Annotated in this window: 11 protein-coding genes; 3 read left to right on the top strand and 8 right to left on the bottom strand. The window is 50.3% G+C overall.

Going from position 1 to position 12,840, the window contains the following annotated elements; genetic code table 11:
• Positions 1-6: 6 nt before the first annotated feature.
• The 7 genes from JNJ77_20955 to JNJ77_20925 all read right to left on the bottom strand — a co-directional run bounded on the left by JNJ77_20955 (position 7) and on the right by JNJ77_20925 (position 9,080).
• Positions 7-3,408 (bottom strand): tetratricopeptide repeat protein, encoded by a 3,402-nt coding sequence (locus tag JNJ77_20955; protein ID MBL8825071.1) that lies wholly within the window; start codon positions 3,406-3,408, stop codon positions 7-9.
• 81 nt (positions 3,409-3,489) lie between these two features.
• Positions 3,490-3,990 (bottom strand): sigma-70 family RNA polymerase sigma factor, encoded by a 501-nt coding sequence (locus tag JNJ77_20950; protein ID MBL8825070.1) that lies wholly within the window; start codon positions 3,988-3,990, stop codon positions 3,490-3,492.
• Positions 3,987-6,809 carry a serine/threonine protein kinase gene (locus tag JNJ77_20945; protein ID MBL8825069.1) on the bottom strand — a complete coding sequence of 941 codons (2,823 nt, stop codon included), beginning with the start codon at positions 6,807-6,809 and terminating at the stop codon, positions 3,987-3,989. The genes JNJ77_20950 and JNJ77_20945 overlap by 4 nt, the downstream gene beginning before the upstream one ends.
• A 108-nt stretch (positions 6,810-6,917) precedes the next feature.
• The gene (locus JNJ77_20940) at positions 6,918-7,136 is read right to left on the bottom strand and encodes a hypothetical protein (protein ID MBL8825068.1); all 219 of its coding nucleotides are present in this window, start codon (positions 7,134-7,136) and stop codon (positions 6,918-6,920) included.
• A 105-nt stretch (positions 7,137-7,241) separates the two neighbouring features.
• Entirely contained in the window at positions 7,242-7,754 is a 513-nt protein-coding gene (locus JNJ77_20935) for a hypothetical protein (protein MBL8825067.1), read from the bottom strand.
• A gap of 113 nt (positions 7,755-7,867) precedes the next feature.
• Entirely contained in the window at positions 7,868-8,392 is a 525-nt protein-coding gene (locus JNJ77_20930; GenBank protein MBL8825066.1) for a hypothetical protein, read from the bottom strand.
• Positions 8,393-8,504: 112 nt separating this feature from the next.
• Complete coding sequence (locus tag JNJ77_20925) at positions 8,505-9,080, bottom strand: sigma-70 family RNA polymerase sigma factor (GenBank protein ID MBL8825065.1); 576 nt, start codon at positions 9,078-9,080, stop codon at positions 8,505-8,507.
• A gap of 344 nt (positions 9,081-9,424) precedes the next feature.
• Between JNJ77_20925 and JNJ77_20920 the strand changes: the two genes are divergently transcribed.
• From JNJ77_20920 to JNJ77_20910, 3 genes are all read left to right on the top strand, one after another.
• Entirely contained in the window at positions 9,425-9,886 is a 462-nt protein-coding gene (locus JNJ77_20920; protein ID MBL8825064.1) for a hypothetical protein, read from the top strand.
• Between the two features lie 273 nt (positions 9,887-10,159).
• On the top strand, positions 10,160-10,465 hold the full coding sequence (locus tag JNJ77_20915; protein MBL8825063.1) for a hypothetical protein: 306 nt from the start codon (positions 10,160-10,162) through the stop codon (positions 10,463-10,465).
• A 66-nt stretch (positions 10,466-10,531) separates the two neighbouring features.
• Entirely contained in the window at positions 10,532-11,308 is a 777-nt protein-coding gene (locus tag JNJ77_20910; GenBank protein ID MBL8825062.1) for a zinc-dependent peptidase, read from the top strand.
• Here the strand turns inward: JNJ77_20910 and selA are convergent.
• A complete protein-coding gene (selA, locus tag JNJ77_20905; GenBank protein ID MBL8825061.1) occupies positions 11,298-12,683 on the bottom strand; it encodes an L-seryl-tRNA(Sec) selenium transferase in 1,386 nt (461 codons plus the stop codon). The genes JNJ77_20910 and selA overlap by 11 nt on opposite strands.
• Between the last annotated feature and the right edge of the window lie 157 nt (positions 12,684-12,840).

Here is a 12,840-nt window from a genome sequence, read left to right as displayed (position 1 = left end):
AACATTCTATTTCTTCACTGGCTCAACTGGCTTGGGTAATTTCTCCTTCTCCGCCTGCCACTTCTTCACTTCGTCGGGATTGTTGGTTTCCGTGTAAAGCTGGATGAGTCTGTCGAGGGCTTCGGGGAGGCGTTGTTGCATACTCTGTCGGGCAGTGTCAGTCTCCGGAGTCTTGCCGTAGCATGCTCTCATACCCTCAAAGCCCTTCAGAAGTAACCGTTCCGCATCGGAATATTTCTTTTGACCTAGGAGAGTGCTGCCGAGCATGGAATACGTATTAAAGGTACTCCAAGCTACGGGTTGGTTCTTTTCGCGGATGGCCAAACACTCGCCTAGAACAGATTCTGCTTCCTGAAATAAATTTACCTTCAATAAAGCGGATCCAAGGTTGACTAAATGCTCCGCCAATTTTGGACTGTCTTTAGGCAACTGCTTTCGATAAACGGTTAAAATCTCACGTCGAAGTTTGATTTCATCAAAATGGCGGCCCGATTGGCAATAGGTGAATGCAAGCCAGCCTTTAGTAAACAGTGTATCCTGGTGTTCTTCTCCATTTATTTTTCTTTTGATAACCAATATTTCTTCATGCAAATGGATTGCATCATCCCAGCATTTCATATCAGAATATATTTTTGCAAGATGATGCATGACTTTGATCGTAACTGGATTCTCATTCCCATAAATCCTTCTATGTAGCTTCAATAATTCATCTTGCAGTTTCAATGCTTTTTCGAATCTACCCACTGTGGTATATGAAAATATCAAGTTTCCTATGGTACTCAGGGTGTCTTGGTGATCGGAACCAAGTGCTTCCTTACAAAGATCCACTAATTCTTCCCGTAAAGCGATAGCCTTTTCATGAGCGTTTATATTGAAATACGACATAGATAAGTTATTCATGACTGCCAACGTCTGTGGATGCTTTGACCCAAGCACTTTCTGCATTATTTTTACTGCCTCCTCATGTAAAGCAATTGACTCGTCACGACGGCCAACTTCAAAGTAGGATGTTGCGAGCAAGTACAAATCTCTAGCAGTTGCTGAGTGTTGCGCACCGTTAACTTTACGTCGTAGAGTCACCACTTTTTCAAAAATCTTAACAGCATCCTGATGACGATTCATTTTTGAGTGATATTCACCCAGAGTGCTCATCGCATTAAGAGTACTGGAATGTTCTGGACCAAATTTTTTTTGGCGAAGTTGAACTACTTGTTCCATCATCCCGCATGCATCATCTCTCATTCCGGCATCAAAATAAAAATAGGACAATGCCCTCAAGGCTGTAATCGTGTCTCGATGATCATTGCCGCTGACTTTGCGACGGAGTTCCAATACTTGCTGACCTAGTTTTAAAGCCTCTGGTTTGCGTCCAGCATTAAAATAAATAGCTGCTAGATTGTGCATCGCTGTTAATGTTTCAGAATGTTCAGGGCCGTGGACCTTGTTGCATAATTTCAATAATTCCTCTGTCATAACCAAACTTTTTTTTATCAAGCCTTGGTGTTCAAGTATATTCGCCATGTCTTTCATTGCAATTAATGTATCAGGATGTTCTGACCCTAATAGTTGATGTCGGAAACGTAGTACCTGTTCACTAATCTGACTTGCCTCTTCCCAGCGGTCGACATCACAGTATGAATCAGCCAAATAGTTCATTGCCTTTAGCGTGATGGGGTGATTTACACCGTGTTTAGAATTCCAGTAATCCCGTACCTTTTCCTGTAGAGGTATTGCCTGCTTAGCGAGACCTAAGGAATAGTAAGTTCGTCCAAGAGATGCTTGCAGGTTGACTCTAGTATCAGGTTCAATGGAAACATCATCGTCCAACTTTCTCGATGCTTTGTCTAATGTTTCTGCAACAGTAATCTCTCTCCCATCCCTTATCGGGTCGGGGCTTTGAAAAATATCGCAAAGAAAGGAAGTGATGCTTTCTGCTTCCTTGCGAGCCTTTTCCTTCTCGTCTCGTTCTGCTGAAACTTCCAATAGCCGATGCCTGGCTAACTCCTCACTCTTCTCCGCTCTCTCCTTCTGGATCACTAATTCAGATTGTTTGTGTTCTGCATCAAGTTTGGCAAGTCGCTCACCCTCGGCCCTTTTGTTCTCAGCCAGCCACGCCTGATTGGCTTCTAACATACCCCATGTTGTCCCGGCTATTCCCAACATTAATGCCAGAAACACCAGCCCCGCTGCAATCACTTTTCCTTTGTTCCGTTTCAAAAACTTCCTCAGCCGATATCCAGCAGTGGGCGGTGCAGCCGTCACTGCCTCCCCCGACAGATACCTCAGTACATCCGCTGCAAACCCATCGGCTGTCTCATACCGCCGATTACGATCTTTCTCCAAAGCCTTCATCACGATCCAGTCGAGATCGCCGCGCATTAATGACGATAACTTCTTCGGATCCATCTGCCGCTGTGCTGCCACTGAAGGCAGGCTTTCAGAACTGTTCAGCTTCGTGCTCGGCTTGCTTGGTTCCTCTTCCTTGATGATCCTGAGCACCTCGGCCCAGGCTGCTTCCTTGAATCGCTGTTTCTCCAGAGGTGTTACACCGGTGAGAAGTTCATACAGAATGACCCCCAGCGAATAGATGTCGGAGCGAGTATCGATATCGAGGTTATTGAGTTCCGCCTGCTCCGGGCTCATGTAGAGCGGCGTGCCCAGCACCATTTCGTGGCCGGTATGCAGTGTCTTCTCTGTGAGCGATTGATGCAGCGCCTTGGCCAGGCCGAAGTCAATCACCTTGGGCACCGGTTTGCCATCATACAGAGCGATCAGGATATTGGTGGGCTTCAGATCACGATGGATGATGCCCTTCTGATGAGCATGCTGCACCGCCTGGCAGATCTGGATGAACAGCTTCAGCCGTTCATCAATGGAGAGCTTCGCATCGTCGCAGTATTTGGTGAGTGGCAGTCCCTTGATGTACTCCATGACAAAGTAGGGCCGACGCTCCTCGGTCAATCCTGCATCAAGCACCTTGGCAATATTGGGATGATCCATCATCGCCAGGGCCTGTCGTTCCGCTTCGAAGCGTGCCAGCACACTCTTGGAATCCATACCGGGCTTGATCAGTTTGACTGCTACCTTGCGCTTCACCGGTTCGGTCTGCTCAGCGACGAAGACCGTGCCCATACCGCCTTCGCCGATCTCTTCCAACAGCTTGTACTTGGCGGCAATGATCGTGCCGATCTGGTGATCCTTCTTCTGACCGGTGAACAGCTCGGTCATGTTGGGATCGATGGCGGGCACTTCAGGCAGCACCTGGTCCGCCTGATGATAAGCCTTGAGCAGCTCTTCCAGCCGTTGGCGCAACGGCATATTGCCCTGGCAGTGCTCATTCAGATAAGCAGCACGAGCCTGGGAATCCTGAATCGACAGGGCTGCGGTAAACAGATCGAGTTCATTCATGGCAACGACTTTGAATAATTAGGGGCTTCAACTTCAACAGCGTATTTTGAGCTCCGATCGCGCAGTCTGAAAAGAAAATAATCAATATTTCTGAAGTTCAGCCGTCAGCCAGGCCTTGGCATAGGCCCACCAGGCATCAGCGGTGCGGGGAGCAATCTCAAGAATGGCAGCCACTTCGGGGATACTGGCACCGGCGAAGTAACGGAGTTGCACCAGTTCGGCGATGCGAGGCTCTGCCTGGGCCAACCGTTGCAATGCTTCGTCGAGGGCTTCCACCAGGTCGTCTCGCAGTCCGGCCACAGCGAACTGGTCAGGATCCAGATGGAGACGCTGCCCGCCATCCCGCTTCTGGGCATTCCGGCGGCGAGCGTGATCGACCAGAATTCGTCGCATCGCCTGGGCCGCAGCCTGCATGAACCCGCTTTTGCTGCTGAAGGAACGCTCGCCCCCTAGTTTCAGATAGGCTTCATGTACCAGGGCGGTGGCATCGAGCGTATGATCGCCCCGTTCGTGAGCCAACCTGGCTGCCGCCAGGCGGCGGAGTTCCTCGTAGACCTGTGGCAGGAGTTCTGATTGATTCACTTAATTCCAGTCAGTTTGGAAAGTGATTCCTTTTCGGTTTGCCACTTCTTCACTTCGTCGGGCTTATTGATTTCAGTGTAAAGTTGAATGAGGCGATCCATGGCTAGAATGAGTCGACTGTGCTGCTGTTCCGACTGCTTCGGCGTTATATTGCGTAATCCCCGGTACCCTTGAAGCAGAAGTGTTTCGGCTTCGGCGTATTGTTTTTGTGAAAGCAGGCATCCGCCCAGTTGTGATTGAGCATGAAATGTCAGCCAGTTATCCGACGCCTTAGTCTGCCGAATGGCCAGGCATTTTCGGAGCATGCTTTCAGCTTCACCCCATTCCTTCATGCCCATCAGCGTGGCAGCATGATTGGCCAAAACAGCTGCATACTCCAGGCTCGTTTGATTAGTCTTCACTTCGTGTAACGACAGGTTCTTATGTATCATGCGGACCGTTTCAGGTTTCATTCCTGCCTTGGTGTATGCGAGCAAGAGTTCATTACTGACCCAGAGTTGAACGGCCTGCTGCTTACTCGTTTCAAGTGCCTGTTTCAGAAGAGTAATAGCTTCATCAAGCCGGCCAGCATCACGATAATTGACTCCCAGATTGGCCATGGTTCCGATCGTTGCCGGATGCGTGTTGCCCAGTTGATTTCGCTGCGCGCCTAAAACGCTTTCAAAAAGCGGGATCGACTTGTCAAGCTGTCGTGTTTTCCAGTATGCCGTAGCCAGGTTGGAAATGGAAGGCAGCGTATCGAGATGGTCTGGCCCCAGAACTCTCTTTTTCGCTTCGCAAATGGGCTCCAGTTCAGCAATCGCCTGGATGTTATTGCCTGCTTCCAAATGCATGGTGGCAATATTGTGATACGTCACAAGGGTTGCCGGGTCTTCAGCGCCCAGCACTCTTGTACGTGCTTCTCGTACCTGCTCTAAGAGTTTCATTGCTTCAGTGCGACGACCGGCATCCCGAAATGCCACGGCCAGATTGTCCATTGCCGTAAGTGTGTAGGGGTGTTCATGCCCCAGGAGTCTGGAATAGGCATCACGTACCTTTTCGTGCAAGACTATAGCTTCCTTCGTTCGTCCAAGTTCACGCAGTACCAGTGCCAGTTGGTTTTGCGTTTGCAGTACTTCTTCACGATCCTGGTCAGTTTCATTGTTACGGAGCTTCAGTGATTGTTGAAATAAACTGGCTGCCTTATCATACTGGCCCAATTGTTGATAACTTGTTGCCATGGTGGAAAGGATGGCGGCTTCAACATCAGGTTCCTGCTTGAACCGGTCACCCAGTCTGGCAGAAGCTCTATCGAGTGCCTCGCGTACTGTCAGTTGAGGGTTCGGGCGTTGTTGACTGCCTAGTTGAGTTATGCTGCCTGCTTGCCCGAGTAAATCCTTGCGTAGGAACTGCACCAGTGCCGATGCCACCGCTGAGGTCTTTTTGGCTTCATTAGCCTGATGCCTGGCTTCCAACTCTGCTCGCTCAGCACGCTGGCGTTGCAGTTTTTCCTGTTCGGCACGCTGCTCTTCGTTCAATTGTGCCTGCTTCGCCTGTAGCAGTCCAATGCTCGTACCTATGATGCCAGCTATCAACAGGAACATGATCAGCAGAGTTACCAGGACGGCAGCACGATGACGACGCAGCATTTTTCGGAACCGGTACAGCGATGAAGGAGGCGATGCGTCGACCGGCTCATGATGCAGGTAGTGTTCAACGTCACGTGCCAGATCGATTGCAGTGGCGTATCGACGGCTGCGATCCTTGTCGAGCGCCTTCATGGCAATCCAATCGAGTTCACCCTTGCAAAGACGGCTGAGTTGACGCGCCTCGCTTCGGCGATTGGTGGAAACGGTGGTCGCCTCCATGCACAACGTGGTGATTCTCGAACTGGGCAGTACCGGTTCCTCTTCACGAATAATGCGACGCCATTCGTCGAACCCGGCGGATTCGAGTCGTTCTCGCTCAAACGGAGTCGTTCCCGTCAGAAGCTCATACAGCAGAACGCCCAGCGAGTAGATGTCGGTACGCGTATCAATATCATCATGGTTCATTTCCACCTGCTCAGGGCTCATATAACTGGGAGTCCCCAGCATCTGGGCGGTACAGGTGTAAAAGGAACTATCGCCCGGCTGCTGCTGCAGCGCCTTGGCAATGCCAAAATCGATCACTTTGACGGTTGGCTGTCCATCATGCTCAGCAACCATAATATTGGTGGGTTTTAAGTCTCGATGGATTATTCCTTTCTGATGAGCATGTTGTACAGCTTGGCAAACATGCAAAAACAGCTGTAATCGTTCGGGTATTCCCAGATGCTTCTGATCCGCATAGGTAGTGATGGGTTCGCCATGAACACGTTCCATCACAAAATAAGGATGGCCATTTTCGGTGGTGCCTGCATCCAGCACCCTGGCGATGTTGGGGTGATCCATCAAGGCCAGCGCCGAACGTTCTCGATCAAACCTGGCAAGGATTTCCCTACTGTCCATTCCGGGTCTGATGATTTTCAGGGCCACCGTTCTGTGCAACGGCGATTGCTGTTCTGCGGAGAATACAAGTCCAAAACCACCTTCGCCCAGCAGTTCAGTCAGTCGATATGGTCCAACGGTTTTTCCAATGTATTCCTTGCGTGAGTGAATCCCGGACGAGCCATTGCCCGGAGTCAAGAAACGGCCATCATTTCGATCAAGGATTCCGCAAGCGCGATCATGGTTGGCTAACAGTCGTTCGACACGTTGACGCAGTGCAGGGTTATCCTGGCATTGCTCATCCAACAGCCTGCGCCGTGCATCTGTTCCAGATGCTTCCAAGGCTGCCACAAAGAGCGATTCCTCAGACATGGAGCATTACTCGTTTGATTGGAACAGTGTAACAACATTTCATCAGATTTGAAATCAGTTACGGCGTAAATCAAGTCTGTATCTGAACTGGCTTGTGGGACAAACTGATTACATGTGGCGGGAATCCGATTTGGGTGGTTCAGGTATATGGCAACCTGAGAAACGGCCATGAAGCCATAGTAGATAATTTTTCAGTGCCCTGCGATCTTCGTGTGAGGTGATGATGCTTTCGTTCATGATTTGATTCAGCCCCTTGAGCGTGAAATTGCCAAAGTGCATCATGTGTGTTTTGACATAATCGGTTGGGTTGGCGAATGGTGTTGACATGCTGATTTCTCTTGAAGACGATAAACGAGAGTGGGACATATGAGGTAGAAGCATGGACGAAGCTACTACCTCAACGGTGCATAAGTTTGATGCAGAAGGGCGAGTTTACCTTACTTTCTGTACAGCAGGCAGCAGCAGTCCTATCAGGATTGCAATGATGGCAATAACAACCAGTCCGGGCGGACGATCAGTGATGAACCGACCGGTATTACTCACCACAGTGCCATCGCTGAATGTTACAGAATCTCTCCAGCTGAAGTGAATGCTGGAGGAGCGGATATCGCCCTCTATTGCCCCAACGGTCCAGGTGACTTCACCCACTAGCAGATCACCGTTGGCGGCGGTGAGTACTACCACTCCCTGACCAACCAGGGTGCCTGGCTGCTGACCAGGTGTGAATTCTACCTCACCAACGCTGGTGAACCTGCCCAGATGCGAAGCGGTTCCTTCCAAAGTGAACGGAATCACTGGTCCTGGTGCGGTAATATCGATCTGGCCCGTGAAGTTTTTCATTTTTACAGGGGATTCTGCCAGCAGCGAAGGCGGAAATACCTGCAAGAAACAGAGGATGGTAGCCAAAACAACGCTGTCGCGCATGCGGCGAATGAAACGATTCATGACCTGGCCTCCTGAGAAAGAACATACATGATTGACTGTTTGGACAATGACATCCTGCCAGAGCATGGCTGCAGCTAAACAGGAACTGAGTTAATAGTTTGCACCGATTAACGTTAGCGATAAACAATGGTACAAATGTATCGGTTGGTAAAGGGGATGCGCACACAGACCGTCTGGCCAATGACCACCAGGCCTGGTGGACGATCTCTTACGAATCGTCCTGTATTGCGGGCCACTGTACCGTTACTGAATGTAACACTATCTCGCCAGGCAAAATGGATACTGGTGTCATGAGTATCATTTTCCGATGCAGCCAGATCAAAAGCCACAACTCCCACCAACTGATCGCCATTGGCAGAGGCAAAGACCACAACTCCAGTTCCTGTCTCTGAATCTGGCTGCTCGCCAGAGACGAAAGCCACTTCTCCCACGGCAGTAAACCTGCCCAGGTGAGACGCTATTCCAGATAAGGCGAATGGATGGATCGGTTCCGATTCCGTCCTATCAATGGCCCCATCGAGCTTCACCATCTTGACCGCCGATTCGTCGGCTGACAAACAAGGCGGAAAGACCTGCATGCAACAGAAAACGGTGGCCAGAACAACGCAGTCGCGAATTCGACGAGTCAATCGAGACATGACGAGGCTCCTGATGAAGAATGGAATTTCACAGAATCACGACCCAGATCGGTAACGCCCCTGGGTTCGTGCCTACCCCTCCATGCGACGTCAGGAGAACAAACACGTCAAATCATTCAAGTTTTTCTGAAGATTCTTCAGCCATGGCGGTATAGAGCCAAGCACGGGCATATCGCCAGGCCCGGTCAGCTGTTGAGAGAGAAATGTCCAGACACTCAGCCGCCTGTTCCAATGTTAAACCGCCGAAGAAACGCAATTCTACCAATTGAGCCTTCACCGTATCGTGGCGGGCAAACGCTTCAAGAGCTTCGTGAAGAGTCAATAATTCTGCGTCAGGTTCAATTTCCTGAAGGGTATTCAGATCGAGTTGAGTTCGAGATCGCTTACCACCATGTTTCTCCCGTCCCTTCATCCGGGCATGTTCCACCAGAATTCTTCGCATGGCTTGTGCTGCTGCACCAAAGAAATGGCGTCGATTGGCAAACCCTGATGCGTTGCCTGGCCCGATCAGCCGCAGAAAAACTTCATGTACCAGTGCAGTTGGCTGCAATGTCTGCCCCGGCTTTTCTTTCGAGAGATGAATCGAAGCTAATCGATGTAGTTCGTTATAAACCAGGGGCAGGAATTCTTCCGCAGATTTGAACTGCTCAGGCTCGACTGTATTCTCAATTTCAGGAGGACGAATCATTGTTTCTGGCGTTCCCAGGTTCGTCGAATAACCCGATTATCTCTCTGTTTGCATCGCATAACAAGCGTATTCCCATGCGAGATTACTGGTAAGTCTGAAGTGTGTAAAGATGCATAAGCTGCGTTCTTTGTTAATTCTGCGAGTTACGGTAGATTTTCCATACTTTCTAGTTCGTTCAGCCGATGATACTCCTGTCATGACATACGTTGTCGTGAAAAGGGGTGCCAGTCCACCAGGAAGCACAGTGGACGGCAACAATTCGTACGCTGCGCCAGGAACGCGCCGGGGAATCGCGGCACAGGAACACCGCGGAACACCAGGCCCACCAGCGATAAGGAGTGACCATGCGAAAGTTCGTGCTCGTCCTGTTGGCCGGTCTCAGCCTGCTGCTGGCCAGCAACTTTGCTCAGGCTGATTTTGGCGGACCTTGTAACACAGGTTGCGGTAACGGCAACTGTGGACCGAAAACGGGTGGATTCTGGTCCCGATCCAACAAGATTGGATACTACTGCAGCGAAGAAGAAGAACGCTGGCAGAGATTCTGGCACGACTACTATCGTGCTCTGCACTGCTTCTACAAGAAACTCGACAAGTGCGACTGGGTGATTTACTACAAGTATCATGGCTACCAGATCGGTGGCGGCGCTGCTCCTCAGCAGTGTGCTCCTCCCGTCTACGCTCCAGTTTATGTCACTCCAACCATGCATTGGTCAACCGCTGGCGCTGGCGCACCTTGCTATGCTCCTAACGGTGGTGGATATGGCCACGGTGGTGGTACCCCAGGCTGGTGCCGTACCTGCAAATAAGCAAACAAAGATATTCGAAACAATAGCCTTCGATGTACATCGAAGGCTATTGCCGTTTGTAGCATTTGCAGCAATTGGAACAGCCAGTCGGAAGGTAGCAAACAGCACTGCGAACGGGTTTAATGGTATTGTGAACAAGTTCTCGTTTCTAACACTGTCTCTTGGTGGATTTGCGCTGCATACTGCCATGCCGCATGATGGCTCTGGTGAACCTGTGACGATAGCTGAAAGGTAATGGTTATTCACCTGGAACGCTTCCACCGGAGGGTTATCATGCGTTTCGTTGTTGTGCTGGCTGCCCTGGCTGGAGTGCTGGGGATCGCCAGTTCTGCCCAGGCTCAAAGTTTTGCTCCCCGCTGCCCTCAGGCTTGCCCAAGCTGCATCCCCACTTGCTCCAAGTATAGTGGCCACTGCTTCTACCCGGCCTGTCAGCGACCTATTCCTCCAGACCCCTGGAGCCGACGTGGCCCTGGCGGCTATGGCAACGGTAATGGACAAGGCGAAGGCTTCCAGTGGCATCCATACCTTCGCAGTCCACGCGATTTCTGGATGGAACCCCCTTCACGCATCAGCTATTAATTCAATTCTTAGCGAATCAGGCGATGCGATTTGCATCGCCTGTTGGTATTTACATACCATGATTGCATGTTAATTAACTGGTTTCGTAATCGTCGCCGCAAACAACTGCTTCAGGAACCCTGGCCAGCAGCCTGGCAAGAAATCCTCACTGCTAATATTTCCCACGTTCGCCATCTGCCACCTGACCTGAATGCTGATCTGAAGCAGATCACTCGTATTCTTGTTGCTGAAAAAATCTGGGAAGGTTGTGCCGGGTTGCAGGTTACCGAAGAGATGAAGGTTACGATTGCAGCGCAGGCTGCGATTCCCCTTCTGAAGATCACACACGATTATTTTGATCGCGTTCCTTCCATTCTGGTTTATCCCAAGCCCTTTCTGACCACCAGGCCGGATGATAACGCAGATCAGGACTTTGTTCCTGACAAGGCAGCAGAAGGGCAGGCAGTCTATCGAGGCCCGGTGATCCTCGCCTGGGATGAAGTGCTGCATGATGGCAAACACCCTGAAGAAGGGGAGAATGTTGTCATTCATGAGTTTGCACATCAATTGGATTATCTCGACAACAGTGTCGATGGTGTCCCGCCACTGGAATCAATGGATGCCCGCAGGCAATGGAAGCAGGTGATGCAGGAAACCTTGCAACAACTGCATCATCAGTTCGAACATCACCGCAAACCACTGCTTTTCGCACGGGCTGCATCCGAGAATCTTACCGAGTTGTTTGCCTATGCTTCTGAGCTTTACTATTGCAGGCCCGATCTGCTCAGTAAGGATTATCCGAAAGTCTATGAGTTGTTGAAGAAATATTATGGCGTGGAAACTACCGATTGGTTCAGGCATTAGCCTTTTGCACCATCTCCAGAACCGTTTGATCTTGGTCCGCTGGTACGGTGCGCAGATCCAGGATCAACTGATCATTCTCGATACGACCTAATATCGCAGGTTGCTGTTGCCTTAATCGCTGTGATAAAGTTTGAGCAGAATGTTTTTCAGAACGAATGGCCAGTCCGGCACTGGAAACCGATTTTCCAGGCAGCGAACCACCGCCTGCCATTGCTTCTGTATTGATGACATGTGCAGACAATCCTGGCACATTGCCAAGATAGCGTGCCAGGGCATAAGCACGTTCCTGTAACAGAGCCAACGGAATTTCGAGCATTCGCAGCAGGGGGATTTGCTCGAGGGCTTTATCCGGATTGGAGTAAATGCGAAGCGTTGCTTCCAGCGCTGCCAATGTCATTTTGTCGACACGGAAAGCACGCATCAGCGGATCGCTTTCAATTTTCTGAATCAGATCAGCCCGCCCGGCCAAGATACCTGCCTGTGGTCCGCCCAGCAGCTTATCTCCACTGAACATGACCAGGTCAGCGCCGATTTCAAGACTGTGACGAGCTAGCGGTTCATCATGAAGGCCCCAGGTATTCATATCCACCAGAGCGCCTGAGCCGATATCGTCCAGTACCGGCAGTTTCACTTTGCGACCTAACGAAACAAGCTCTTCAAGACTGGGTGCTTCTGTATGGCCTTCAATGCGATAATTACTGGCATGCACTCGTAACAACAATGCAGTGTTGTCCGTCACCGCAGTTGCGTAATCGCTGATGCGAGTGATATTCGTGGTGCCTACTTCTTTCAGGATGGCGCCACTGACAGCCATAATTTCGGGTATACGAAAACTGCCTCCAATTTCGACCAGTTCACCACGCGAAACGATGACTTCTTTACCATTTGCCAATGCTCGCAGAGCAATGACTGTAGCTGCTGCGTTATTGTTAACAACAGTGGCTGATTCGCATTGGAGCAGCTGAGTAAGTCGATTTCGCACTGCCAGGGATCGGTGAGAACGCTTGCCTGTTTTCAGATCAAGTTCCAGATTGAGATACCCCTCACCAGCCATTACTGCTGCCTGCAAAGCTTCTTGTGCCAGCGGTGCACGTCCCAGATTGGTGTGCAGCATGATGCCTGTTGCATTGATAACTGGTTGCAGATTAAGGCGGTTGGCTTTAGCCAGGTATTCTTTGAGTTGAATGTTCAAATGTTCGCTGTTCAGTTGTTCGGCAACGTCAACACCCTGCTGAACCGATTTGCGGAGTGCATCGAGAATCTGCCTGAGTTGCTGCGTGACGCCTTCGCGACCATATTCTTCAATCAATGAACTGAAAGAAGGCAGCGCCAATAATTCATGGACTGCAGGAAATTGACGTAGCTGGTCGTTCATAGTCGTGTCAAAGGTTAAAAAGCCTGCTGAAAAGTTGTGGCAGGGTTATCCAGTACTCTGGATGACCCTGCTGGATGTGCGAAAACTTAGCGTTTTCGCAGGGTCATGCATGAGTACATGCATAACCCTGCCACATCTGGCAAGTTTTTCACAAGTC

This window comes from Planctomycetia bacterium, from assembly GCA_016795155.1.
Classification (GTDB): domain Bacteria; phylum Planctomycetota; class Planctomycetia; order Gemmatales; family HRBIN36; genus JAEUIE01.
Note: the sequence above shows the minus strand (reverse complement) of the source record. Positions and strands in the feature narration are given on the sequence as shown.

What these genes read in the sequence shown, in the direction of transcription:
- JNJ77_20955 (MBL8825071.1), bottom strand. Translation starts at nt 3,408, where the DNA reads ATGAATGAACTCGATCTGTTTACCGCAGCCCTGTCGATTCAGGATTCC.
- JNJ77_20945 (MBL8825069.1), bottom strand. Translation starts at nt 6,809, where the DNA reads ATGTCTGAGGAATCGCTCTTTGTGGCAGCCTTGGAAGCATCTGGAACA.
- JNJ77_20940 (MBL8825068.1), bottom strand. Translation starts at nt 7,136, where the DNA reads ATGTCAACACCATTCGCCAACCCAACCGATTATGTCAAAACACACATG.
- JNJ77_20935 (MBL8825067.1), bottom strand. Translation starts at nt 7,754, where the DNA reads ATGAATCGTTTCATTCGCCGCATGCGCGACAGCGTTGTTTTGGCTACC.
- JNJ77_20930 (MBL8825066.1), bottom strand. Translation starts at nt 8,392, where the DNA reads ATGTCTCGATTGACTCGTCGAATTCGCGACTGCGTTGTTCTGGCCACC.
- JNJ77_20925 (MBL8825065.1), bottom strand. Translation starts at nt 9,080, where the DNA reads ATGATTCGTCCTCCTGAAATTGAGAATACAGTCGAGCCTGAGCAGTTC.
- JNJ77_20920 (MBL8825064.1), top strand. Translation starts at nt 9,425, where the DNA reads ATGCGAAAGTTCGTGCTCGTCCTGTTGGCCGGTCTCAGCCTGCTGCTG.
- JNJ77_20915 (MBL8825063.1), top strand. Translation starts at nt 10,160, where the DNA reads ATGCGTTTCGTTGTTGTGCTGGCTGCCCTGGCTGGAGTGCTGGGGATC.
- JNJ77_20910 (MBL8825062.1), top strand. Translation starts at nt 10,532, where the DNA reads ATGTTAATTAACTGGTTTCGTAATCGTCGCCGCAAACAACTGCTTCAG.
- selA (MBL8825061.1), bottom strand. Translation starts at nt 12,683, where the DNA reads ATGAACGACCAGCTACGTCAATTTCCTGCAGTCCATGAATTATTGGCG.